This window comes from Coleofasciculus sp. E1-EBD-02, from assembly GCF_040218245.1.
Classification (GTDB): domain Bacteria; phylum Cyanobacteriota; class Cyanobacteriia; order Cyanobacteriales; family Coleofasciculaceae; genus Coleofasciculus.
This window is the reverse complement of sequence record NZ_JAVJQN010000097.1, coordinates 21,266-44,707: the sequence shown is the minus strand read 5'-3', so window position 1 is coordinate 44,707 and position 23,442 is coordinate 21,266. Positions and strand designations below refer to the sequence as shown.

The 23,442-nt window shown below is 46.5% G+C and carries 24 protein-coding genes; 6 read left to right on the top strand and 18 right to left on the bottom strand.

The features are described from left to right. Positions 1-123: 123 nt before the first annotated feature. A complete protein-coding gene (locus RIC07_RS15980) occupies positions 124-477 on the top strand; it encodes a DUF433 domain-containing protein (RefSeq protein WP_446395394.1) in 354 nt (117 codons plus the stop codon). A 191-nt stretch (positions 478-668) separates the two neighbouring features. On the opposite strand, the gene RIC07_RS15975 is transcribed toward RIC07_RS15980, so the two are convergent. From RIC07_RS15975 to RIC07_RS15955, 5 genes are all read right to left on the bottom strand, one after another. Continuing rightward, positions 669-1,919 (bottom strand): DUF4365 domain-containing protein, encoded by a 1,251-nt coding sequence (locus RIC07_RS15975; RefSeq protein ID WP_446395393.1) that lies wholly within the window; start codon positions 1,917-1,919, stop codon positions 669-671. A 286-nt stretch (positions 1,920-2,205) separates the two neighbouring features. Next, positions 2,206-2,541 (bottom strand): XisI protein, encoded by a 336-nt coding sequence (locus tag RIC07_RS15970; RefSeq protein WP_446395392.1) that lies wholly within the window; start codon positions 2,539-2,541, stop codon positions 2,206-2,208. Beyond that, positions 2,529-2,693 (bottom strand): element excision factor XisH family protein, encoded by a 165-nt coding sequence (locus RIC07_RS15965; protein WP_446395409.1) that lies wholly within the window; start codon positions 2,691-2,693, stop codon positions 2,529-2,531. The genes RIC07_RS15970 and RIC07_RS15965 overlap by 13 nt, the downstream gene beginning before the upstream one ends. After that, complete coding sequence (locus RIC07_RS15960; protein ID WP_446395391.1) at positions 2,665-3,294, bottom strand: TIGR02646 family protein; 630 nt, start codon at positions 3,292-3,294, stop codon at positions 2,665-2,667. The genes RIC07_RS15965 and RIC07_RS15960 overlap by 29 nt, the downstream gene beginning before the upstream one ends. Next, positions 3,278-4,651 carry an AAA family ATPase gene (locus RIC07_RS15955; protein ID WP_446395390.1) on the bottom strand — a complete coding sequence of 458 codons (1,374 nt, stop codon included), beginning with the start codon at positions 4,649-4,651 and terminating at the stop codon, positions 3,278-3,280. The genes RIC07_RS15960 and RIC07_RS15955 overlap by 17 nt, the downstream gene beginning before the upstream one ends. Positions 4,652-4,685: 34 nt before the next feature. Here RIC07_RS15955 and RIC07_RS15950 point away from each other — a divergent pair, with 34 nt between their 5' ends. Beyond that, on the top strand, positions 4,686-4,808 hold the full coding sequence (locus tag RIC07_RS15950; protein WP_446395389.1) for a hypothetical protein: 123 nt from the start codon (positions 4,686-4,688) through the stop codon (positions 4,806-4,808). A 29-nt stretch (positions 4,809-4,837) separates the two neighbouring features. On the opposite strand, the gene RIC07_RS15945 is transcribed toward RIC07_RS15950, so the two are convergent. Then, positions 4,838-4,966, bottom strand: coding sequence for an element excision factor XisH family protein (locus tag RIC07_RS15945; protein ID WP_446395408.1), 129 nt, complete (start codon positions 4,964-4,966; stop codon positions 4,838-4,840). Between the two features lie 177 nt (positions 4,967-5,143). On the opposite strand from RIC07_RS15945, the gene RIC07_RS15940 reads away from it, so the two are divergent. After that, positions 5,144-6,001, top strand: a complete 858-nt coding sequence (locus tag RIC07_RS15940) for a bile acid:sodium symporter family protein (protein WP_446395388.1) — start codon at positions 5,144-5,146, stop codon at positions 5,999-6,001. Between the two features lie 175 nt (positions 6,002-6,176). Here RIC07_RS15940 and RIC07_RS15935 read toward each other — a convergent pair whose 3' ends face one another. Together RIC07_RS15935 and RIC07_RS15930 are read right to left on the bottom strand one after the other, a co-directional pair. After that, positions 6,177-6,656, bottom strand: coding sequence for a GNAT family N-acetyltransferase (locus tag RIC07_RS15935; protein ID WP_446395407.1), 480 nt, complete (start codon positions 6,654-6,656; stop codon positions 6,177-6,179). An 85-nt stretch (positions 6,657-6,741) separates the two neighbouring features. Continuing rightward, entirely contained in the window at positions 6,742-6,930 is a 189-nt protein-coding gene (locus RIC07_RS15930; RefSeq protein WP_446395410.1) for a hypothetical protein, read from the bottom strand. 45 nt (positions 6,931-6,975) lie between these two features. Between RIC07_RS15930 and RIC07_RS15925 the strand changes: the two genes are divergently transcribed. Then, positions 6,976-10,035 carry a poly(A) polymerase gene (locus RIC07_RS15925; RefSeq protein ID WP_446395387.1) on the top strand — a complete coding sequence of 1,020 codons (3,060 nt, stop codon included), beginning with the start codon at positions 6,976-6,978 and terminating at the stop codon, positions 10,033-10,035. On the opposite strand, the gene RIC07_RS15920 is transcribed toward RIC07_RS15925, so the two are convergent. The 4 genes from RIC07_RS15920 to RIC07_RS15905 form a co-directional block, all read right to left on the bottom strand. Next, positions 10,030-10,668, bottom strand: coding sequence for a hypothetical protein (locus tag RIC07_RS15920; RefSeq protein WP_446395386.1), 639 nt, complete (start codon positions 10,666-10,668; stop codon positions 10,030-10,032). The genes RIC07_RS15925 and RIC07_RS15920 overlap by 6 nt on opposite strands. 190 nt (positions 10,669-10,858) lie before the next feature. Continuing rightward, on the bottom strand, positions 10,859-12,202 hold the full coding sequence (locus tag RIC07_RS15915; protein WP_446395385.1) for a CmpA/NrtA family ABC transporter substrate-binding protein: 1,344 nt from the start codon (positions 12,200-12,202) through the stop codon (positions 10,859-10,861). Positions 12,203-12,447: 245 nt separating this feature from the next. Further along, a complete protein-coding gene (locus tag RIC07_RS15910) occupies positions 12,448-13,020 on the bottom strand; it encodes a hypothetical protein (protein WP_446395384.1) in 573 nt (190 codons plus the stop codon). Between the two features lie 175 nt (positions 13,021-13,195). Next, a complete protein-coding gene (locus tag RIC07_RS15905) occupies positions 13,196-13,966 on the bottom strand; it encodes a gamma-glutamyl-gamma-aminobutyrate hydrolase family protein (protein WP_446395383.1) in 771 nt (256 codons plus the stop codon). 109 nt (positions 13,967-14,075) lie between these two features. Here RIC07_RS15905 and purU point away from each other — a divergent pair, with 109 nt between their 5' ends. Next, positions 14,076-14,945, top strand: coding sequence for a formyltetrahydrofolate deformylase (gene purU, locus RIC07_RS15900; protein WP_446395382.1), 870 nt, complete (start codon positions 14,076-14,078; stop codon positions 14,943-14,945). 208 nt (positions 14,946-15,153) lie between these two features. Here purU and RIC07_RS15895 read toward each other — a convergent pair whose 3' ends face one another. Further along, a complete protein-coding gene (locus RIC07_RS15895; RefSeq protein WP_446395381.1) occupies positions 15,154-15,363 on the bottom strand; it encodes a hypothetical protein in 210 nt (69 codons plus the stop codon). 104 nt (positions 15,364-15,467) lie between these two features. Between RIC07_RS15895 and RIC07_RS15890 the strand changes: the two genes are divergently transcribed. Continuing rightward, complete coding sequence (locus RIC07_RS15890) at positions 15,468-16,403, top strand: NAD-dependent epimerase/dehydratase family protein (protein WP_446395380.1); 936 nt, start codon at positions 15,468-15,470, stop codon at positions 16,401-16,403. Here RIC07_RS15890 and pgsA read toward each other — a convergent pair. From pgsA to RIC07_RS15865, 5 genes are all read right to left on the bottom strand, one after another. Continuing rightward, positions 16,349-16,906: a CDP-diacylglycerol--glycerol-3-phosphate 3-phosphatidyltransferase gene (pgsA, locus tag RIC07_RS15885; protein WP_446395379.1), complete on the bottom strand. Its 558-nt coding sequence runs from the start codon at positions 16,904-16,906 to the stop codon at positions 16,349-16,351. The genes RIC07_RS15890 and pgsA overlap by 55 nt on opposite strands. Beyond that, positions 16,836-17,405 (bottom strand): hypothetical protein, encoded by a 570-nt coding sequence (locus RIC07_RS15880; protein WP_446395378.1) that lies wholly within the window; start codon positions 17,403-17,405, stop codon positions 16,836-16,838. The genes pgsA and RIC07_RS15880 overlap by 71 nt, the downstream gene beginning before the upstream one ends. Positions 17,406-17,533: 128 nt before the next feature. Beyond that, positions 17,534-18,169 (bottom strand): sugar transferase, encoded by a 636-nt coding sequence (locus tag RIC07_RS15875; RefSeq protein WP_446395406.1) that lies wholly within the window; start codon positions 18,167-18,169, stop codon positions 17,534-17,536. 606 nt (positions 18,170-18,775) lie between these two features. Continuing rightward, on the bottom strand, positions 18,776-20,506 hold the full coding sequence (locus tag RIC07_RS15870; RefSeq protein WP_446395377.1) for a hypothetical protein: 1,731 nt from the start codon (positions 20,504-20,506) through the stop codon (positions 18,776-18,778). Positions 20,507-20,917: 411 nt separating this feature from the next. Further along, the gene (locus RIC07_RS15865; protein ID WP_446395376.1) at positions 20,918-23,269 is read right to left on the bottom strand and encodes a hypothetical protein; all 2,352 of its coding nucleotides are present in this window, start codon (positions 23,267-23,269) and stop codon (positions 20,918-20,920) included. Positions 23,270-23,442: the final 173 nt, after the last annotated feature.

The following is a 23,442-nucleotide window of genomic DNA, read 5'->3' as shown; positions in this document are numbered from 1 at the left end:
TAGATAGTTGTTTGCCCTGAGATCGCAGTTCTATGAGTCGAGCGATGGTCGCTACGCGAACTGCCTTCGGCATCGCAAACGCTATCCTAATATTATCCCCTATGAATCTATAAGCCTAGAACAATGCAATTAGAAGATTATTTTGATTTCCTCAGTCCTGATGACATTCGGATAAAAGGTACAAGAATAGGGATTGAAACTGTTTTATACGATTTCATCCATCGATGTCGCACCCCAGAGGAAATTGCCCAGAGTTATCGAACCCTAGATTTAGAACAAGTCTACGCTACGATTCTATACTATCTGCACAACAAAGAAGCAGTCAGTACCTACCTCGCTAATTGGATTGAGCATGGTCGCAGGATGCGAGAGGAACAAAAACACAATCCTCCACCTGTTTCTGAAAAACTGCGGAAACTGAGAGCAGAAAGAGAAGTAATGAGGAAAGTAAGTGGCACTGAAGTATCTTTTAGATGAGAATGTCGATCGAGTTTATCAAACTCAACTTTTGCGGCAATATCCTGAATTAGTTGTTCTTATGGTAGGAGAGCCTGGTAATCCTCGGATGTGCTTGAGGCTGCAAAATGTGCAGGTCAAGAACTAGCTCGATGGTTAGAGCAATCTAGAAAACTTGGGGGGCTTACCAACGCCAAGCCCAGAAAATTACGTCACGCTTTGTAGTATTTACTGCTAAATCCTACAGATAGCGGTGCACCCTCATACTGACAAGATACACTAATCTTTAACTTTTTATTGTGGTCGTAGTAGGTGTGGAAGTTTGTCTGTTTGCGGGCTGGTTCTAACTCAGATGGGTTAATACTAAATACTCCTAAAATCGCCTCAGAATCGAACGGGCGCTTTTGACTCCAAGGCGCAGTCTTTTTTAATTCAACATCCACATAGTTAATAAAATTACCTTCTGCTTCTAACAACATGTGAGCTTGCTCGGAGTCAACGATGATATTGCCTACTTCATTGGGCTTACCACCAACGGATCTCGCTGCATCTGCAATAGGCATGCCAATATACTGGAAAGGGCGGTGGAAAGGTGCTCTCAACACATGCAATCCATAAGTGATAGCCCGGTTTACTGCATCTCCAAGCGTCAATGTCCCAAGATAATCACCATTTTTAGGAATAGCAGATGCCTGTGAACTAACTATCGAAGCAAGTTGGCTTGGCAAGGTATTTATATCTTGATCAAAACAGTTTTCGATAGGAACTGGAATTGAAACTGTTTTTTGGCGTTGCCAATTTTTTTTGAATGAGCGGAGGAAATTTTGAGGGAAAGACCAATAAAATAAGTGGTTTTGACAGTCAACAACAATTAAAAATGTTGGATTTGACTGAAGTGACCAATAATTGAGGGTTGTCACCTTGATAGGAACTGTAATTGAATTACCTTTTACTTTTGCTTCTTCTTTACCTTTGCATTGAATATTAAATAATTTTCCTGTCGGGTGTTCTCCCTGCATAATTTCACAGATGAAGTCGATGCCGAGATCTCTCTCTTGAGGAACAGGAATAACGTTGCAAAATTTGTCAAAGACAAAATTCAGGAGATCAGCAGCACTTACACCAATCTTTTGAGACTTAGTACGTTTGGGTAAATTAGTCATTATAATGCTAGAGATTTTCCCTCTCTCCCACAATTCAGGATCTAAATGCTTACCTTCAGTGAGAGATATCAAGTGAGGGATAGAAGACAAGTCAGGACTGTCTATATCAGATCCAGCCGATTTATTTCTACTGATCTCTTGTTCCCGAAGACTCAACAAATATTGTATTTTTCTATCGTGTGCTTTTTCTGCGTCAGGGTCACCAAAACCACCGCCATTTTCTGTAAATGATATGAGGGACTCAAGCTCTTTATCTATATCCTCTATGCTTCTTCTTTCCATTAGTTCTCCAAGGATCATAGTTCAGAATTATAACATTTATTGTACAGAGATTTACTTTAGCTCCGTCCGTTGGGGACGAATAAACGTATCCCTTGCTGTAGGTTAGTTGAGTTCACTCTGTCAAGTCCTTGCTTGTGAATCAGTAGGTAACGTGAAACCAAACATGACTTGATTAGGCGATCGCACTCTTGTTTGAGGTGGAGAAGCAGTGATGAGTGTTGGGTTTCATCCTTCAACCCAACCTACCAAATCGGGCGATCGCATATTGGCTGCATGAGCATTGTTCAACGGCGACGTGATTATCTCAAGCAGCACCATACTCTGTGTACTGCCGTTTGTAAGGAGGCTGTAAACCCAACACAATATCTTCTCTCTTGACACCCATTTCAACCAAGTCCTCAGCAGGATTCTGATCCGTCAGATTCTGCTGAAGCCAAATTTTTCCGTCTTTGATATCAAAATGGACAATACAACGATAAACTCGGTTAAGCTGTTGCCATCCCACGTTCATCCATTGATAATGATCCCGCTCCGTGTCCAAGATAAGTTGCACTTCGACTTCATCATCCGAAACATCATCCTTGGCGTACTGGCTTAGTAACGTTTGAACGTACTCCCGATATTGAGCTACCTTGTCCATCGAACTATCACCTCATTAACTGGATCATACACAATTATCAAGACCTGATACCGTTGTACCGCAAATTGAGTGAATTCGTATTGAAAAAACGTTTGGAAAACATCAACTGGAACAGAGTTGCTTTCAAGATTGAAGCCAACTTCGCAAGATATTAATTACCACTGGAGTAAAAGGTTCCATCTGACCCTGTTGGGGTTGGGATAGGTCATCGATTAACATCTCTAACAGTTCTTCATCCTCTAAGCCTTCATCAGGGTCTATACCGTTTGTCCATAATAAGGCATTAGACAATTGCTTGCGTTTTTCGATCAGGGCACGGTTATTTTTTTCGTGATCTCCCAGGTTTAAGACTCGGATCGTGTCGATTGCCCGCTCGCTTAACCCTTCTACCCGACCACTAATTTTAAAGCGAAGTTCTGTTTCACATTCTGTCATCAGAGGAGTTAGGGGTAGGGGTTGGGATTTATGAGCATCACCACATTGATTAGAGGTATTACAACTGGCGACAATATTTGAAAAGTCAAGTGTGCGTCTAGGATTCAACTTTTGAGCTTCTATATGCTCATTGTGGCAAGCATCAATGTCTTGGATGCGCTGGCAGCAATAGGCACAAAGGTAGAATTGTTCTGCTAGAGCAGATTGCCGAATAGTGTGGCGAATGTCTACAGGTAACTGTTTGTAGCCTTTGTGAGGGTTTTCTCTTTTCCAAACTGTCAAACTGGAGGGTTCAGTCCCTTTACGAATGGTTATCATGACGCAATTCTTGTTTACGGAGCAGTAATTTGGCTTTGACCAATTCCAGATGATTGGTGGGTAGTTCCTCAGTTAATTTGGCAAGGAGTTGTTGAGCCTCTGTTAGCTTTGAATCTTGTATGGCATCCAGTAGATCATTCAGTTCAGCATCGATTTCCTGATTACGGATGCTGGTGTCCATCACATCTAATAAGACAGTATTAGCATCTTGCCCATACTGAGAAGGCAATTGTCGCAATTCACCATTGGTTAAGGTGTAAACTAAAACATTTTTACAGTCACTGATCACCAGAGGTGAATGAGTAGTCAGCACAAACTGACAATTTGGGAACGTTGCGATTAGGCGATCGCACAGGCTGCGTTGCCAAGAGGGATGCAGGTGCAAATCGACTTCATCAATCAAGACGATACCATCTCCTGCTAAAGGATTCTCTAGGGCAGGATTCAGCATGGCTAGACGGCGAGCAATATCACCAACCAGAGCCATGAGCGATTTTTCGCCTTGTGAAAGTTGGGCTACATTCAGAGTTTCACCGTTTTTATCAATCGCCATGTAGAGACGGGGTTTACGACGGACTCTCAGGTTGTCCATCTGGGGCATAAATCGGCGAATGGCGGTGCGAACGGCGGTTAATTGCCGATCTTTGGCTGAGGCATTGAGTTCTTTCAACCGTTGCCATGCGTCTGGATTAGTTTCCAATAATGGTTTCAGTTGGTTGAGAACATCTTCAGGCATTGCTGATTCATTTTCGGTATCTTCTCGTTCCCGAAACCACTCAAAAAAGCGGCGAAAGTCAACCCCCTGACTTAAAGAATTATCGTAACCATCGAGTTGCAAGAAAGTGTGCTTATTCCTAATTTTTAGGGGAATATCAAGTACGACGCGCTCGACGGGATAAAACGCAATGATGGGCAGGCTAGTTTTGTGATCACGGGTAAGGGCATCACGGTAACGATTGGCTAAACGGGTGCAGTCGTTGAGATTAGTAGTGTACTGGGCTTTACGTCCTGTTCTATTTTTGGCTAAAGTCCACTTGAAGTGATGCTGGATCTCGTTTTGATTCGGATTGTCTGATGTTCCAGAAGCATCACAAATTTCTATTTCAATACTGGCGGCGTTGGCGGCGTTGAATATGTCATCTTCAGGGATAGGGTTACCACTACCCTTTTCTGTACGTAAACGAGCAGTAAACCAACTAAGGGACATCGCTAAGGCTTTCAGCACAGAGGTTTTACCCGCGCCGTTATTACCCACAAAGACAGTGATATTGCTGGGATTTTGCTCAGTGGGTGCTAAGGGAATTTCCAGGTTTTCAAATAGCCCAATATTATTTAAGATAACCCGTTGGATTTCCATAGCGGTAACGTTCAAACCTCTGAGGTTTTCGACATTGACAACAGTACTTCAAACGGCACTTGAAGGCACTTACCCCTATTATGGTCTCAAAACAGTTGCACCTAGCCAGTTTCATCCCAGTCTCATGACTCGATTGGGCGATCGCACTCTTGTTTGAGGTGGAGAAGCCGTGATGAGTGTTGGGTTTCATCCTTCAACCCAACCTACCAAATCGGGCGATCGCATACGCTCTGCACCCAGATCAACCCGACAGTTGACATTACCAAACTTAAACCTGAGCGCGTCATCAGTTATCACCCACTGCTCTTTTTGCAGCGCTCGTTTAATCTCTCAGACTGGAAGACAGGTTTTTATGCAAAAATACCGCTAGTTGTTGCAAAAGTTTACAGGCTGGTGAGTGTGTAGCACAGACGTGAAACTCACTCGTGGCAAACAGTGAAAAGTTTACCTTATCTACGGGCGCTGTCAACGTAAGGAGTGTGTACAGGAGCAATGGAATCAAACGTTTTAACCGCAATTTTTCTCCCTTTAGCCCTATTTATCATCATGCTGGGCATGGGATTAGGGTTGACTGTCAGTGATTTTAAGCGGGTATTAGTTGAACCCAAAGCCGCAATTCTCGGACTCATTGCTCAGCTTATCATGCTGCCTGTAGTAGGCTTTTTACTGGCTAGCCTTTTCCCGCTTTCTCCAGAATTGGCAGTTGGCGTGATGGTTTTAGCGGCTTGCCCTGGCGGACCCACATCCAACCTAGTAACCTACTTAGTACAGGGTAACGTTGCCCTATCCATTACGCTGACGGCAATTAGCAGCGTGATTACAGTATTTACAATTCCTTTGGTCGTTAACCTAGCGATGCAGCGTTTTCTGGGGGAGGCTACTATCCTACAGCTACCCTTCTTGACGACAGTCATTCAAATTGCTGTCATTACCCTGATTCCAGTGACATTAGGCATGGTAATTCACCACTACACTCCTCGTTTTGCCGCACAGGTGGAAAAATGGGTTAAGTGGCTCTCTCTATTCTTTTTAGCCCTAATTATCGTGGGTTTGTTGGCAGCAGAACGCGCCAATGTTGCCAGCTTCTTCTTGAAAGTGGGCTGGGTTACCCTCGCTTTAAACGTGAGTACAATGCTACTGGGGTTTGCACTCGCCACCTTGGCTAAGCTAGATATCCGCAGCGCCAAAGCCATTACGGTAGAAGTCGGCATTCAAAACGGTACTTTAGCCATTACCATTGCCAGCGCACCAACTCTTTTAAACACGCCAAGCATAGCCATTCCAGCCGCCATCTATAGCTTAATCATGTTCGCAACAAGTGCCGTCTTTGCTGGGTTAGCACGACGTTGACAAGGCGGATTTGGTATCAAACAAGCAAGAGGAGGCGATTGAAATCGCTGCTACACAAACAAAGTCCGCCTGCGCGGACTGGGTGATAACGGGGGTAGCGTTCCCCGGATTGTGGGTATAAAGCGGCAACAAAGGAAGCCTACAACCGTACCCATAGGGTCGGTGTAGGAGGACGTCACAGTTTCTTGAAGTATCTGGCAACTGGGAATAGCCCGAAACCCACCTTTTCATAGGTGTGACGGGCTGGGGCATGACCAGGATCGCCTCCAGTTTCAACCATAGCAATAGACATCCCAGCATCTTTCATCCAAGCCAGAGCGAATTCTATCAAAGCACTACCAATGCCGTGACCTTGAAAGTCTGGATCGACAGCAACCATGTAGATTTCACCCATGCTGTCCTCTGAGTGTAGTTTCACAGCTACAAAGCCCACAGTAGAATCGGCATCGATAGCAACCCATACATTCGTGTCTTGGGCAGCACATACATCCTCGACAGCTTTTTGCTGACTCACATGCCAATGATTGGGATAGAATGCCTGGTACACATCAGCGTTGATCACGTTCTGAATCGAATCAAAGACCGGAGTCCATGCCCGAAGCGAAAGACGAATAATAGCATCCAGGTGGCGAGGGTCGTAGGGTTCAATTTGCATTCCCAGATGAACTCCAGTGAACTCTGCAAGCTTCATCGCTCATGCTACAATATGCTACAAAATCGGATAGCTTGGCTTTGAATGTTTACCGACTAGAAGCAACGGCTATTTCTGCCAAGGAAATTTGGTACCCATCTCCGTTAGCGCCGAAAAGACGAGATAAAGGATGAGTACACCAACGCTGACCAGAAAAAGAACCAAGTCGTTGTCCATGCTTACTACAGAGGTAATAATCGGGTATACGGTTAATCCTATCTTCAATGAGCCGAGTCATGGTTTGAGCCTTTAATCCGCATACATTACACCCCTTGGCGTAGCCATGTCAGAGCAAAGAGTCCAGAAGAAAAAAATGGCGACGATTCGCGAGATCTACGATCGCATTCTCTGGGATGCCCGTCTAGACCGCAGCGCCTTTGCCATTGGCTATATCGAGCGTATGTCTGAAGAGGGTATTCGCGAAAAACCCTTTTCAGAATGGTCAACGGATGGAGACATCCCCATGCACCGCATCCGTTATATCCGCTGCGGGGAGGAAATCGTTTGGGATCGCGACCAACACTTGGATCGGTTCTCAGCCGGACAACTGCCTGATGCTGCCTTTCTAGCGCATCCACAAGAGGAGACACATTGGGCTACAGTCACACCCCCTGCACCAAACCAAGACCTACTATTCAAGCCACGATCGGTCTACCAGTACAGTTCACAAGGTTGGCAACCAACTGAGCAACCGTCAACAGAGGCGACAATCGGTACGCTGACCATTGCTAGTTTTAACGTGCTGTGCGATCGCTACGAGCAGGAGCGCATCCAGACCGCACAGCGCCTGCCTGTGATTGTAGAACATCTGCGCCGATGCGATGCGGACATTATCGCGCTACAAGAAGCGACGCCACCCCTACTAGATGTGCTGTTGGAACAGGATTGGGTACATTCTTACACCATTTCCGAATCACCAGCAGGACAAACTCTCAAGCCCTATGGTCTTTTGCTCCTATCGCGACTGCCGTTTACGCTAGTCGAGCATCAGTATTCGGCGCACAAGCGGGTGCTGGTGGGGACGTGGGAGATTAACGGGCGATCGCTACATTTAGCCGTCGTGCATTTGACCAGCAATCGCGCCCACAACGCCCTTGAAGTCCGGGCGCATCAACGTTCTGTATTGCTGAATTATCTCAAGACACTGCCAGGAGACGGCTTCATCGTTGGAGATTTCAACAGTAGAGGGGATGAGCAAGAGGAGGAGTTGAGCCAAAGCGGTTTTGTCGATGTTTGGACGCTGCTGCATCCTGATGATCCAGGCTACACCTTTAACCCAGAACGCAATCCGTTAGCCAAGCTGATGAGTTTGAGGGGTGAGGCGGCGCGGTTCGATCGCATCTTGCAGCGCAGTGAGGATGGGCGCTGGATGCCCCGTTCAATGGAGTTATTCGCCTGCGAACCCGTACCGGATACCCAAGGAACCCTTTACCCATCCGATCATTTTGGCATCCGTGCCGTTTTGGACTACTCAACATCCACAACAGCAGCATTGCAAGCAATACCGCCAGTTTATCGCAGTGCAGTTGTGGTGATTCCCTCAGCTGAAGTCTTACCTGCCATTCAAGCAATTCGCCGCCGTTACGATCGCAGGTTTGACCGTTGGATGCCCCACATCAATCTGCTGTATGGCTTTGTGCCAGAGGAGTATTTCGAGGAAGCCGCACAAGCGATCGCACTTACACTTGCCCAATGGCAACCCTTTGAGGTAACGCTCACCAGCTTCGAGACGTTCAAGCATCGCTCTAGCTGTACGGCATGGTTGCGCCCCGTTCCCCAACCCCCAGATGCACTCTATCAGTTGCAAGTCGTTCTCCAGCAGTTGTTCCCGCAGTGCGACGAGCAAAGCAAAAAGTCAGCAGCAGGGTTTACGCCGCATCTGAGCGTGGGTCAGTTTCCCACTGCACAAGAAGCCAAAGCCCAGCTTTCTTCCTGGCATCCGGTGAGTTTTCTCGTAGACTCCGTAGCGCTGATTAGCCGTCGCGGTGATCAGCCGTTTAAGGTGCGATACCGCATACATTTGGGGCAAGGGAGCAAGGATTGTAGAGACGCGCCATGGCGCGTCTGGGAAGCTGGGGAAGAGAAGACTAACCTAATGCAGCGACTGAACCACCTCGAACCTGAGCTGAGTCAGGCGCAACGCCAGCATCGCGAAACAATCTTAGCGTTAGTCGAGCAAGCTTGTGCCGAGTGTTTAGGCTTCCCAGCATCGCTGCATCGATTGGGTTCGGCACGTTTGGGCGTGCAGAGTCCGCAAAGCGATTTGGACGTTCTTTGCCTGATTCCGGCGTATCTGTCTGGGGAGGCATTTTTGGAAAGCGTGGGACAGCGCCTGGAGGGGTTATGCGATCGCGCCCAAGTCGTCTCATCCGCAAAAATACCTCTGTTGAGGATGGGATTTGAAGGCGTGTCTGTCGATCTCCTCTATGCCCGTCGTCCTTCTGAACTAGGGACGCTTGACCCGTTCACAGAGGCAGCACGACCCTTGTTTGATCCAGTGAGTTGGAAAGCACTGGTGGGTTGTTTGGAAGCTGATATCCTTACAGATATAGTACGCCAGTCTGTACCGCTAGAGTCTTTCCGAGCGCTATTAAGGGCAGTGCGGGCATGGGCGAAGGTACGCCAAATTCACGGCAATGCTTGGGGGTTTCTGGGCAGCTTCTCCTGGGCATTACTTGCGGCTTGGAGTTGCACTCGTTATCCCCAAACTGATGCGGATAAAGGGCTTGAGGCATTACTTGCCCATTTTTTCCAGGTACTCAACCAGCATGATTGGAGTCAGCCTGTAGCCTTAACCCCAGCAGGTAGACAATACCAGAGGTTGCACTATGACTGGCTACCTGTGATCACCTCCATTGAACCCTGTCAAAACAGCGCCCGTAATGTTACGCGATCAACTGCCCAGATTTTGCGCGGCGAATTGGAGCGAGGGGCGGCAATTTCAGAGCAAGTGTTGGCTGGCAAAATAGGTTGGGACGCTCTTTTCGAGTTAGCTGATTTACCGACGCAATCCGATTGGTTCTTGGTGCTGACAGCAACCCATGAAAACAACGATCGCTTGTCAGCCTGCTGCGGTTGGCTGGAAGGTCATGCGATCGGATTGGTCATTGCTCTGGAACAGCGACTCAATATATACGTTAGACCTTGGACGGGAATTAGGAAAGGGCAAAACAGGATTTGCGTGGTGCTGGGATTGAAGTGTTCCCCAGAGTGTGATTGTGTTGCGATTGAGCAGGTTGCTACAGATTTTCTCCTTCAGTTTAATGCTAATTCTGATGGCAGTATGTTGGAGTGCGTAGTGTGCGATCGCTCCTCCAGAATCTTTTTTGAGGCAATTTCATGAATTGCCCCTACATCCATCTGTCATTGCCTCTAATTCTAGTTCGCATTGCCTAAACACATAATTCAGTGCTGCCAAGAGTTGTTCAAGATTATATATCGTATAGGCTACAAAATTCTTGGTAAAACGGTTGTTTTGGAGTTTGCCAAACTGCCAAAGCTGACCATTAGATACGATTCCATATATCGTCTGCTGTTCAGATTGGTCATTCATTTTCTGAATCGCCACCATTTCAGCTAAACATTGACCCCATCCCTTAATAAAATCATCCCGTTTAGCTTCAACAGCCACAAAAAATGGCTGCTCAAATATTTCTTTGCCCAGAGGCGATCGTTTGGCTATGATATAGTCAGGTACACCTGATAATTTTTCATTATAAATCAGCGACTTGTGGCTCCACAAAGTAAATTCATCTCGATAAAGACGATAAAGCTCTTTCAGAACTGGAAAAATAATCGTTTCACAAATCGCATAGTCTGACTCCTCAAAGGTTAATTCTCGCAGACAAAACTCTAAATCATCTCTAAAGGATTCTCGAACAGCAATTTCAGTTTCGATGATATAGTTCGTTCCCGAGGAATTAATTTCATACTTTTTTAAGACTTCGCCAATATTTTTGTAGAATTCAAAAGACACAATAAAAGATTACCTCTTGGACTGTAACTTTACATTAAGTAGAATGTCACTGATTTAAGCTGGGTTCGTAGTAGGCACTTTAGTGCCAGAAGCGCTAAAGCGCTTACTACAAACTCTAAAATCAGTACCATTCACCTTAAGTAAAATGTCACTGATTTAATGTTGGTGGGTTGAGCGAAGTCGAAGTGGCTTATGCCTGAATTTCAAAATTATTCAGATAAGCAATCGGATCACTCGGATCAAACTGGCGTTGGTCAATAAAAACGGTAGCAGGTTCTACTTTCATCGGATCACTGGGTAGCTCAATTTTCAATGCCTCCGCCACTTCTGTATAAACGTCTAACGGATAAATTTCCTCCAATATTTCATCGGCATCCTTGGGATAATCTTGCTGCTCAATTTGACCCCAACGAATCATCTGAGTCAGCAACCACATTCCATGAGAACGCCAGGGATAGTTAACTGGATTCGGCTTCTCTGGATCATCGCTATTGTCACCATAAAACTGATAAAAATTCGGAATCGTTTCCAGCCGTTCCTGGTTGTCAAACCCACCATAACTATAGTTACCCAATAAAGCAGGTTCAATATAGTCCTGATCCGTATCCAAATACCTGCTTTGGGCAATAATTTGGGCAACTTCGCGACGATTTTTTGCTTGTTCGCAAAACTGGCAGGCTTCTATAATTGCCGCAACTAAAGCCCTAGCAGTTGCGGGATGTTCCTCCACCCAAGCTTGCATTGTGGCTAGCACATTTCCCGGATGTCCCGTCCAAATATTCTGTGAGGTATTGCCGATAAATCCATTTCCCTGCAAAACCGTCTGTTGGTTCCACGGTTCACTGCTGCTATAGGCATCCATCACCCCGGCTTGAATTTTATAAATCATTTGGGAAGGAGGAATCTCCATAAATTCAACCTCACTTTCCGGATTAATTCCCATCGCGGCTAACCAATAGCGGCTAATGTAATAATCCATGGAAGCATTCGACTCAGTAGCAAAGATAGGCGGTTCCTGGAATTTGCGAACATATTGGCGATAGGAATCGGCAAACTCCTGAAAGGTGAAATATTCAATCGCTGGTCGAATTCCCGCATCCCAGGCTTTGGGAGATAAGGTAATGCTGCTGCCATGGAGATTGAGTACCATCAGGGCAATCATGGGAGCGGCTTCTGCTCCTAATTGTGCTATCATTGGCATTCCATACAAAGCTTGAGCCGCATCTAACTGGTAGTCGAGTAAGCCATCCTGAATTTGCTGCCAATTCTCTTGCTTACTCAGGCTGACATTAAGTCCATAGCGAGCAAAAAAGCCTAATTCTTGGGCGATAACCAGGGGCGCACTTTCGGTAATCGGGATAATGCCGAGGTTTAGGTACGTTTTTTCGAGTTTGCCAAAGTCAACAGTTGAGGCAGATGAGGACTCAGCAGAGTTATTCTTTTGGGAGGTGGACAGATTCCCCGAGTTACAAGCAGCAAAAGCTAATCCTGTGCTTGCCAGACTGGTGTATTTGAGAAAGTGGCGTCGCTTCATGGTCTTTTTCTCCTCACCCAATAAATTATAGATGCTGACTTGAATCTACCGCGTTTGGGGGACAAGGAGATGGGGAAGCTGGGGAAGCTGGGGTTGTAGAGACGTTCCGGTGGAACGTCTGGGAGCTGGGGGAGATGGAGAAAAAAATTCAATCTTGAACGTCAATAATAGCAAAATCCTTGTAGTGCGAGCATCTTGCTCGCTACTAATACCCAATTTAGATGCATGACCGCTTATCCGAACAATCAGGTATCGACTACCGTTTTACTAATCGGTTGACCTGTCCAAACGATAACCGATAAAAGTTGGCTACGTGGTTCAGCCTTAAATTCCCCAAACACGGGTTTAATTTCCAGGAAAAAGATTTCCCAGCAGGCGGGTTCCATAACCCACTGTACCGGGGTGTTTGGCAAATGTGTGCCGAATCGCTGGACTGATGATCCATAAATCGGGCGAATCGTTGAAGGACAAAACAATATATCAATAACGTTAGGGTTGAACCCATATTTACCCGCAAAATAGGTGACATCTTCCCATTGATAAATTAACTTGTCGTTAGTCCCTAAATAGTCATCATTTTCTGAACAATTTGCTCCAAGTAACCAAACTAATCTAGAGCATATCACTTCTACACGCAGGCGATCGCTCTTAAGTAGGTTTACCTCTTCAGGTAGCAAGATGGCATCTGATTTGGGCGACCAAATCTGGACGGAGGTATTGCCATCAATGGATACCTCTCTCAAGGTGAGATGCGGCGGATATCCGGCAGGATACGCAGGCGCGATCGCGAGTTCCTCCGGAATGAATCGATTAATCATATTACTCACTGCAATGTCTGCCACTCAATCGAGGAGTGTTCTACTTTGCAGTTTCGTATATTTAGGCATGAAATTCGGATAATTTATGCATTTAACGAATCAAAATCATTTTATTTATGCATAAATTATCCTAAAATTGGCAATTATCTCAAAAACCGTCACGGTTTAGGTCAGTTCATCCACATCCCCAGCCTGTCGTCTGCAAATGAAAACTATTCGGGTTTAATTCGTCTTGATCAAAGCTTGCGGCTTGAATCAACGCTTGGAAAATGGCGAAATGTCTGGAATCTGGGAGGGAGAGTTCCGGATGCCATTGCAGCGCGATCGCAAAAGGATGCTGTTTATGTTCTAATGCTTCAATTAAGCCATCTTCGGCTTTAGCGACAGTCTGCCAATCACAAGGTATTGTACGCACAGTTTGATGATGCCAAGAGACAACAGTAAGTTCCTCCTTTCCCATAATTCCAGATAGTTGGCTATCGGCATAAATCCGCACCTTATGCTGACTCGGTTTGAGCATTTCCTCGCGATGCAAGATATCTTCCCCAAATTCATCTGGTAAATGGGGGACTAAATCACCCCCACTCGCTACCATCAGCACTTCTAAGCCGCGACAAATCCCTAAAACAGGCTTGTGTTTCGCCAATGCTAGTTTCGCCAGTGCCAATTCAGCCTGATCTCGTTCCGGATCAGTGCCATAGATTGTCGGATGAGGGGAACCATTGTAGAAATCGGGATCGATATCACCCCCCCCTGTAAAAATTAACCCATCCACCTGGTTCAGGATCACCGCAGGATCAGATTGAACAGGCGGAAGCAAAATGGGTATCCCTCCGGCAGACTGGACTGCCTGAGTATAACCCGCCGGGGAATAAAAATTTCCCGTTGGCTTATAGTTATAGGTGGTAATTCCAATGATTGGCGGTGTCATCGGCTTTGGATTCATCAAGGAAAGCGTCGATAAGGGTTTTCTGATTTAGCCTATACAATTTTTACCGAATAAATTGATAGAATCACTGCATTCTCGTCGATGAATTTCAGCTACAGGGAAAAAAATGAGCAAGGGAAAGCATCAACCCCAAACGGCTACGCTGTTAATCTCCTGTCCTGATCAACCGGGATTAGTTGCCAAGTTTGCCAATTTTATTTATGCTAACGGCGGTAACATCATTCATGCCGACCAGCACACAGACTTTGACACCGGGCTATTTCTCACCCGCATTGAGTGGCAATTAGATAATTTTAACCTACCACGGGAGTTGATTGACCCAGCATTTGCGGCAATTGCCCAACCCCTACAGGCAAAATGGCAGCTTCATTTCTCGGATAGCGTGCCTCGAATTTCCATTTGGGTGAGTCGGCAAGATCATTGTCTGTTCGATTTACTTTGGCGGCAAAAAGCCCAGGAGTTGGGGGCGGAAATTCCTTTAATTATTAGCAATCACCCCGATTTACAACCGATTAGCGAACAGTTTGGCGCTGACTTTCACCACATTCCGATTACTCAAGACAATAAAGCCGAACAAGAAGTCAAACAGCTTGAACTGCTACGTCACTATAATATCGATCTGGTGGTCTTGGCTAAGTACATGCAAATTATTCGTCCTGAATTTATTGAGCAATTTCCTCAAATTATCAATATTCACCATTCTTTTTTGCCTGCGTTTACGGGAGCAAAACCTTACCATCGTGCCTATCAACGTGGGGTAAAAATTATTGGGGCAACGGCTCATTACGTCAAACCCGAACTGGATGCTGGACCGATTATTGAGCAAGATGTGGTACGAATTAATCATCGGGATAATGTGGCGGATTTGATTCGCAAGGGGAAAGATTTAGAACGGGTGGTATTAGCCAGGGCAGTACGCCTACATTTACAGCATCAGGTGTTAGTTTACGGGAATCGAACTGTGGTTTTTGCTTAAGTAAAATCTGTAGAGGGTATGGCTATGCCTATTTCCCTAGAACGTCTCATTTTTTCTGGCTAAATAAAGGTTATTTAGTCGCGGCTAGTCATTGCACTGATAGATTAGGATTGTACTCTCTAATTTTAGAACTTTCTTTGGTTAAAAAAGTTTGTAGTAGGCACGAAGCGTGCCAGAAGCGCTAAAGCGCTGACTACGAACTCGTATTCTAGGGGTTATTAAACTGAAAAGGCGATCGCGGATTTCCCGATGCATCCTGTTGCATATATATCGTCTCCGTCAGTTTGTCAAGCTTCCACCACTGTTCATAGACACCGCAAATCGATCGCAGGTAGTCGGTAAAATCGATAGAGTAGTCTTGAACCATGGCAATGCGGTAATCTAGGCAATGCGATCGCTCTTCAACGAGGACGATCAAATCACTAATTCTCTGGTGGTGGTTTGGATCAGGACTTTTGAGGTGACAAACCCGTAACCCAGGACAAATGACAAATGACAAATGACGAATGACGAAGGATAATCATGCGAATTTTAATCATGGGTGGTACTCGCTTCATCGGAGTCTACTTAACCAAAATCTTAGTTGAACAAGGACATGAGGTGGTACTGTTCAACCGAGGGAATAAACCCGCCCCTGTTGAAGGGGTACAACAGATTCACGGCGATCGCAAAGACGCTACCCAACTCAAGGAAAAGCTGTCAGGAGAAGCGTTTGATGCCATTTTTGATAATAATGGGCGGGAACTCAGTGACACTCAACCCCTAGTTGAGATATTTAAAGACAAAGTACAGCATTTTGTCTATATGAGTTCGGCGGGAGTCTATTTACAATCTGACCAAATGCCCCATGTTGAAGGCGATCCCGTTGATCCCAAAAGTCGTCACAAAGGGAAACATGAGACGGAAGCGTATCTAGACGCCCAAGGAATTCCCTTTACCGCGATTCGTCCAACCTATATCTATGGACCTCAAAACTACAATGACTTAGAAGCCTGGTTCTTTGACCGTATTGTTCGCGATCGCCCGATCCTAATTCCCAGTAGTGGTCTATATATCACACAACTGGGACATTGTAAAGATTTAGCCCGTGCCATGTCTCTGGTACTAGGGAACCAGCACGCCATTGGACAAGTTTATAATGTATCCGGCGATCGTTATGTCACCTTTGACGGCTTGGCAAACGCCTGTATTGTCGCGGCGGGTAAATCTCCAGAGGATTTTGACCTCTTACATTACAACCCCAAAAAATTTGATTTTGGCAAGCGCAAAGCGTTCCCCCTGCGAACCCAACACTTTTTTGCGGATGTCCATAAAGCCAAGACTCAACTCGACTGGGAACCGGAGTATGACTTGATATCGGGGCTGAAGGACTCATTTCAAAACGATTACCTCGCATCTGGGCGTCACGAAGCGGAGGTGGATTTCTCATTAGATGACCAAATATTAGCCGCAAGTTGAGGCACAAGGTAAATTCCCCCAGAAACTAGGGTAAGGACAACCGATAGCCAAAATAGGACAAGGGATGGCATCTCCCACACCGGAGGGAGTGGTGCAATTAATAGGGCAACTGCCGTAATTTGAGTTACAGTTTTGAGTTTGCCCCAAATATTTGCGCCACTAATTTCCTGGGTCAAATTGGGGTTCACTCGCCAACCCGCGATCGCTAATTCCCGCCCTAAAATTAGAAACACACCCCAGGCGGGAACTTGACCCAATTCGATCAAGGCTAAAAGGGGGGCTAAGACTAATAATTTATCCACTAACGGATCAAGAAATTTGCCCAAATCTGTCACTTGATCCAGTTTTCGCGCCAGATAGCCGTCTAACCAATCCGTACCTGCGGCAATTAGAAAGATTGCCAGACAAATCCAGCGCGTCTGATCCGTCGGATCATGCAGTCCGTATAGAATAAAGGGCAGTCCCAGTAATCGAGAAAATGTAATCCATGTGGGTAGTGTCATCAGATTTATGAATCAGGGCGGGTTTTGTTTGGCTGTTATCGGTGAGAAAGGGCGGGTTTTGTTTGGCTGTTATCGGTGAGGAGGGCGGGTTTTGTTTGGCTGTTATCGGTGAGGAGGGCGGGTTTTGTTTGGCTGTTATCGGTGGGGAGGGCGGGTTTTGTTTGGCTGTTATCGGTGAGGAGGGCGGGTTTTGTTGTTCCGTTATCGGTGAGGAGGGCGGGTTTTGTTTGGCTGTTATCGGTGAGGAGGGCGGGTTTTGTTGTTCCGTTATCGGTGAGGAGGGCGGGTTTTGTTGTTCCGTTATCGGTGAGGAGGGCGGGTTTTGTTGTTCCGTTATCGGTGAGGAGGGCGGGTTTTGTTGTTCCGTTATCGGTGAATAGCTGAATTTAGCCCCTAAACCCGCCCCTACGATTGTCCCTAAACCCGCCCCTACGATTGATTCCCTAAATCCGCCCCTACGATTGTCCCTAAACCCGCCCCTACAATTGTCCCTGAACATTATTTTTTTAGTTTAATCAAGTTAGGATTAGAAAACTTTAATTGCTGGATGTTGTTTAAATATTAAGGATTGAAAAATTACAAAGAATTTTTTCGGCAATAGCAACTTAAACCGAGATACACGTCGGTTCAATGCGCTCCTTGCTTCTTCAGAACTACAGCAATCGTTTTCAGAATGAGCTGGAAGTCATAGATAAGAGACCACTTGCGCTGATAAGCCAGATCCATCGACACGATATCTTCAAAATCAATCACACTAGAGCGACCATTGACTTGCCATTCTCCAGTCATTCCTGGCTTAGTTCTCAATCGTTGCCAATGATGCGGCTTATAGTGTTGTACTTCATTCAGGGTGGGCGGACGAGTCCCGACTAAGCTCATCTCGCCGTTAAGCACGTTCCAAAATTGAGGCAATTCATCCAAGCTGGTGCGCCGCAAAAACCGACCTACACGAGTGATGCGAGGGTCGTTGGTATTTTTAAAGATATGACCTCTTGCCTGATTTTGCACCAAATGTTGCCTGCGATCAGCATCTACAACCATTGAACGAAATTTCAAGATGCGAAAGGGTTTACCTCGTAAACCACAGCGAAGTTGACGATAGAAGATAGGACCAGGATCGTCAATCTGGATCGCGATCAGAATTGGTATGGCAAGAAAAGCAGTCAGAAACAAGCCAACCACAGCTCCCAGAATATCAATGAGACGTTTAATTTTACAGGTCGCCGACTGATGCTGCACAATTAACCGGGAGAAACTTTGGATCTGGGAGGGATCACCCGGCAAGGGTGTGGAACAGTTTGGTGTAGTAAACACAGTGTAAGCTCAGTTGTATTACAAGTTGTAAGTTATTTAGCCGATTATCATGTTCTATATTATTGAGAGGTTTGCGAAAAAAAAATAGTCCGTTGGATACACTTCACGAATTCTTTACAATTCTATAGTGACTGAACGCAGTTTTTATGAAGATATGATGAAGATCATGGATTGAGATGAACGAGGATTACCCAATCTCACAATTTCTAATCAAAGCTGAAAGCGCGATCTAGGGTCTAAGTAATGACTTTACCTTTGGCATCTATCCTAAGATGTAGATTATATAGTCATAGTTCGTTTAAATGAGGCGTGAACATGAATGGGGCTAAAACCCTTATCCAGTGAGGGTTGCCATTTCACAACTGATTTAGAGGTTACTGAATAAGTAGGGGCTGCTAAATAAGTCTTGTGGTAGGGAGAGGCAATAGGGAATAGGGAATGGGAAACAGAGAACAGTTGTAGTGCGAGCGTCTCGTTCTCTATTTTGTCAGGGTTTTTATCTATGTTTCATAAGAAGACGCTATATGCAACGTCTCTAAAGTATGTTGATAGCTTTTATTTATAGCAATGATGAAAATTAATGATTAAAGGCTCATCAAACGTTTGAGATAGACTGGATACAATCAGTCTGAGGTATTGACGTAGACGGTCGTGTTGCTGGAAATTGGCACGATAAAGCCGATCGCCTACGGGTGAAAACAGTTTGGCATCAGCCAGATCCCCATAAGGGAAATCTTGGGGAGAAGCTAGAGAGAACCCCTGTAGGCGATCGCGAGTTGGGATCAATCCTGGCGGTAACTCACCGTCCAAAAACCCGATTAAACGTTCATCACAGGCGACTGTGTTGAGACCTTGACGTTCTAAGCGTTGCTTAATTTCTGCCAGAGTGTAATCCCGAATTCCTGATTCCTTTTCTGTCGGGGGAAACGCCTTAAGCAGTTCTAATAGCAGAAAGTAGTCACTATATTGCTGCTGAAAGCGATTAAAGACATGGGGATACAAGGGTAACCTCGCCAGTCCAGTAGCGACCCAAGGCGGGGACGATACAGTATCCTGGATCAGTGCAGAATTAGGTAGTTTGTCCTGAAGCCACTGCTTCACCCTGTTTGACTTAGCGCTTCCTCCCGTACAGATAGCTTGACTGATCGCCTGTTGGGATTGTCCGGCTTGAATCAGTAGTCGGTTAACCTGTTGGTTGAGTTGTTCAATAAACGGTGTGATAATGGCACTGTTGAAGTCTTTTTGCTGCACCGTCCAGCGATACGCACCCAATTCCAGGGTAAATTCGGTTTTGTGTGGCAAAATCAGCTTCAAATATTCAGCCGCTTTCAGTAGCGCCTGTCCTAACACCGAATGCTGTAACTCGAATAAAGCGCGATCGCGTCGTTTGGGGTCAGGTTGACCGGGTAAGGGGAGTTCTAAATCCTGGCTAAGATTCAGTTGTGCTAATTGCGCCTCAGACATCTGAGGGTAGATTAGCTGCCATATAATATCTTGATTAATCGCCTCACCTGCGTAAGACCAACTTTGAAGTTTAAAATCGGCGTAGGTTAATTGGCGGGGATTGTAAGGCACATCCACTAATGCCAATTCCGTAGTGGTTGCGCCACTATCGATCACCAACGTCCAGCCACGTCCAAGTGTAGTCGATTCAGGCGTCAAGGGGGGAGAGGCGGGTTCAGGCGTGGGAAAAGCGGCTAAGAGGGACGCGATCGCATCTTCTAAGAAGACAATTTGTTGCGATTCCTTGACTAACTTGGCAGCCAATACTGCTTCCCGAACATTAATCTGGTAGGTATCGCCCCAATCGGCTGGATAACTGACAATGACACCTGCGAGTTGTGCCAAAGCGTCTGCTAGTAATTCGGATTCTAGACTGATCGCCCCCACCTGCAATGACACCTTGGTGCGAACCGTCTCTGGGGTTAAAGTGGCTAACATTGCCTGTAAGGATCGTCGCACCCAGTAAAGAGGAACCTGTCCATCCGGTAACACTAACATCGGTTCCCACTGACGACGTTCTGGGCAATAGTAAGGAATTGCCAACGGTAAATAGGGTTTCACCGTGGACACCGTTATTCCTGCTGCTTTTGCCACGGTAGGACTCGCGGAGGTTTGTGTCGGTAAGCGAAATACGCGATCGCCAGAATTGGGATTGGTGGTTGACGATTCCTGTTGCCAATATAAAGGGTAGTGCTGACCTGTGTTTTTGTTCAACACCACAGCCGACAGCCCCGTGGTGCCGAAATCAATTCCTAAGTACCAGAGAGGATTATTAGTATCCACTAGCAAATTCGATAATCAAGTCACACCACCTACCTACCTGTAGGGGTACGGCAGTGTCCATCCGCGTCAATTTAAGGTAGAAAACCAATGCTGGCAAGATTTTAAGCTGTGTCTATCTACTTCTCGACATTTCCCCCTCATCCCCTAACCCCAACTCCCACCCCCCTCGTTCCCCCCTACCCCCCTCGTTCCCCCCTACAAGAGGGGGGAGGACAGAGGATGCTTCGCGTTTTTTGCACGGGGGAGGACAGAGGATGCTTCGCTTTTGTTGCACGGGAGAAGGGGAACCGGATCTCTTGCTCCCCTCTTGCTCCCCTCTCCCAAGCTTGGGAGAGGGGCTGGGGGTGAGGGCTGGCGTGGGAGAGGGGTTGAGGTTAAGTTGACACCAATGGACACTGCCGTGTCCCTACTCTAATCCCTATTTTGTTCGCCATCCTCTAAAGACGTTTCTTGAGGTTGGCTCACGGACTGTTGATCAGGAGTCACGGAGTCTTCCAAGACATATTCTTCTACCACATTGTCTTGCTCTAAGTCAATCGATTCCTCGAACCAATCATCAGAAACATCGTCCAACTCTGGAGATGGTGGTGGCGTCGTTTCCTCAGAGTCACTCACCAAGGGATCAGGTTCGCGAAAGTCTCGGTCAGTTGGGGTAGTCTGTTGCCAATCTGGGAAGATAACATCTTCTTGGGATAGGTCATGGAGGGCAAACTCTTCCCAATCTTCTGCCAACAACTCCTCTGACATGGGCAACGACTCGATTGAGTCTAAATCGAAGTTTGGGGGTGGGACAATGCGATCGCGAGACGGGGACGGCTGAGGGACAATATTCAGATGGTCTTCGGCTTCAAAGCTGTGTAGGTCTTCACTAAGCTGCTGGAGGGTAGTTTGGTCTAGCCTAATCTCTTGACCGGAAAACTGTTGCGATTCATCGCTGACTAGCAAATCTTCATCGGGTGAGGCGGGAATATAGTGATCCTCAACTGAGGTAACGGGGGAATCAGTTTCTCCAGGGTGTTCCAAAAACCATTCTTCCTCACGAGTCGCCGCTATGGATGGGATATCGGCTACGGGGGGGGAATAACTTAACCCCATTTCATCGAGTAAATCGGTTAGGGCAGTAATTGTTTTAACGTCTTGAGACTCGCCGAACCTTTCCTGGTGAGGATAAGTGGCGGGTTCTGGCGTGGCGACTATCTCTGACTCAATCGGGGCGTCAGGTGTTGGCGTTTCAAATAATAAGGTTTCCCACGATAGTTGATCCTGATTTATGCCTTCAATCCAGGGTTCGGATACACTCGTTTCATCAGCCGGATCAGTGAATCCGTCAAATAGATAATCAGCAATCTCCACCGATTCAGTCTCACCGAAAGCCTGATCCGGGGATCGATCATCTTGCCAGTCCGTTGTCGTGATTGATGTCGCTGAGGTATTCGCATCCGTCACTTCGGCGGTATTGGCTGGAGGAGGGGTATTAGAGTCGGGGACAGCGTCTGTGCCAAATAGGGTGTTATACAACTCATCAATTTCATGGTGGCGGTTCTCGACTTCAGTTTGATCGGCAACCTCCGGGTCTACGGGTTGCTTGGCGTCCGCCTGAGAGATTGGGGTTGAGGGGGATGATGATGGTGTGGACTCCGGCGTACTATCGATGCCTAAGAGGAAATCTAGGTCTTGAAATTCTGAATCCTTGTCTGAGATAGAGGTATCCATATCCCAGCCAATCAAGGCGTCTAGGGGATTGCCTCCTAAATTTTCTGTATCGAGTTCTTCCGTCCATTGCTGATCGGCAATTTTAGACGGCAGTTGAGCCTGGGTTGGTGGGGATGGGGTTAAGGCGTTGGCAGATAGGGTCACATTGAATTCAGGCTGAGACACTGGATCAATGCCCACAAAAATGCCCTCTTGTTTTGACGTCGATGACGTTGAATCAGGCACTGACTGGGATAATTCTGTCACCTCTGACCAAGGTTGAGACGATTGCACCAAGGTTGAGGTTTCTCGTCCCAATAGCTGGGCGAGGCGATTGACCAGGGCTGTAAATAACAGCTCTCCTTGATTGCTCAAGCGATGCATTTTGTCAAGTCCTTGAGACAAAGACTGTTGATACCCCTGTAGATCCCGATCAAGTGCATCAAAGAGTGACCGTTGGTTGGCATCGAGATTGAGCAACATGCGATCGCTCTCCCGTTGCAGTTGCCGCAGTTGCTCTAAGCGTTCTTGAGGTAACATTATCCCAGAGGTAGGTTGCCCTGGTGATCCCGATGTTGATGAAGGGTTGAGCAGTTGGGCTTCTAAATTCAGTAAGATTTGAGCCAGTTGCTGGGTCAGGCGTTCGGTTGACTGGTGAATTAAATCCTGAGCAAATTCTGGGAGAGGTTGCTCTTGTCCCCTCCCTTTAGCGGTAACAGTATTTTGCAATTGCTGTTTCTTCTGCTCAAGGTGCTGAATTTCTTGAGTCAAGGACTCTCGCTGTTGACGTAATGCTGACAATTCAGCCTGCAAGGGTTCTGTCACCTGTTGGCGGATGCTCTCCATTTCTTGGGCAACCGCTTGCACAATCGGTGTAATGGCTGATTCGGGGGATGGCGACATTGCCATCTCCTCTGACTGCATCGACAGCAGATAGCGACGCACCCGTTCTAGGAGTTCGCGATCGCGGGCTAAATCGTTGGGTTTAGACCAAGGGAAACGGGAGCCAAACTTGGCAAGGAGACTGTCAATATCAGCAATCAGCGATTGGATTTTCTTCTGTTTAGTCACGGTGGAACGCCTGACAACTTATGTTCACGCTTCGCAGGAGGTATTGCGATCGCCTGCTTTTATTATGTAGGAACTTGAACGCTTGCCGTTAGCCTAGTCTGAAAACGTATTCTGGCTAACCGATGTCCTCTCAAGTCCTGATTACAGGCATCTAAGTTGTTAAATCTCCCTCA

Coding starts and splice junctions, on each gene's coding strand:
- RIC07_RS15880 (WP_446395378.1), bottom strand. CDS start 17,405: ATGTTCAGGGACAATTGTAGGGGCGGGTTTAGGGACAATCGTAGGGGC.
- RIC07_RS15955 (WP_446395390.1), bottom strand. CDS start 4,651: ATGGAAATCCAACGGGTTATCTTAAATAATATTGGGCTATTTGAAAAC.
- RIC07_RS15960 (WP_446395391.1), bottom strand. CDS start 3,294: ATGATAACCATTCGTAAAGGGACTGAACCCTCCAGTTTGACAGTTTGG.
- RIC07_RS15915 (WP_446395385.1), bottom strand. CDS start 12,202: ATGAAGCGACGCCACTTTCTCAAATACACCAGTCTGGCAAGCACAGGA.
- RIC07_RS15890 (WP_446395380.1), top strand. CDS start 15,468: ATGCGAATTTTAATCATGGGTGGTACTCGCTTCATCGGAGTCTACTTA.
- RIC07_RS15935 (WP_446395407.1), bottom strand. CDS start 6,656: ATGCAAATTGAACCCTACGACCCTCGCCACCTGGATGCTATTATTCGT.
- RIC07_RS15930 (WP_446395410.1), bottom strand. CDS start 6,930: ATGACTCGGCTCATTGAAGATAGGATTAACCGTATACCCGATTATTAC.
- RIC07_RS15925 (WP_446395387.1), top strand. CDS start 6,976: ATGTCAGAGCAAAGAGTCCAGAAGAAAAAAATGGCGACGATTCGCGAG.
- purU (WP_446395382.1), top strand. CDS start 14,076: ATGAGCAAGGGAAAGCATCAACCCCAAACGGCTACGCTGTTAATCTCC.
- RIC07_RS15910 (WP_446395384.1), bottom strand. CDS start 13,020: ATGATTAATCGATTCATTCCGGAGGAACTCGCGATCGCGCCTGCGTAT.
- pgsA (WP_446395379.1), bottom strand. CDS start 16,906: ATGACACTACCCACATGGATTACATTTTCTCGATTACTGGGACTGCCC.
- RIC07_RS15940 (WP_446395388.1), top strand. CDS start 5,144: ATGGAATCAAACGTTTTAACCGCAATTTTTCTCCCTTTAGCCCTATTT.
- RIC07_RS15905 (WP_446395383.1), bottom strand. CDS start 13,966: ATGAATCCAAAGCCGATGACACCGCCAATCATTGGAATTACCACCTAT.
- RIC07_RS15975 (WP_446395393.1), bottom strand. CDS start 1,919: ATGATCCTTGGAGAACTAATGGAAAGAAGAAGCATAGAGGATATAGAT.
- RIC07_RS15980 (WP_446395394.1), top strand. CDS start 124: ATGCAATTAGAAGATTATTTTGATTTCCTCAGTCCTGATGACATTCGG.
- RIC07_RS15970 (WP_446395392.1), bottom strand. CDS start 2,541: ATGGACAAGGTAGCTCAATATCGGGAGTACGTTCAAACGTTACTAAGC.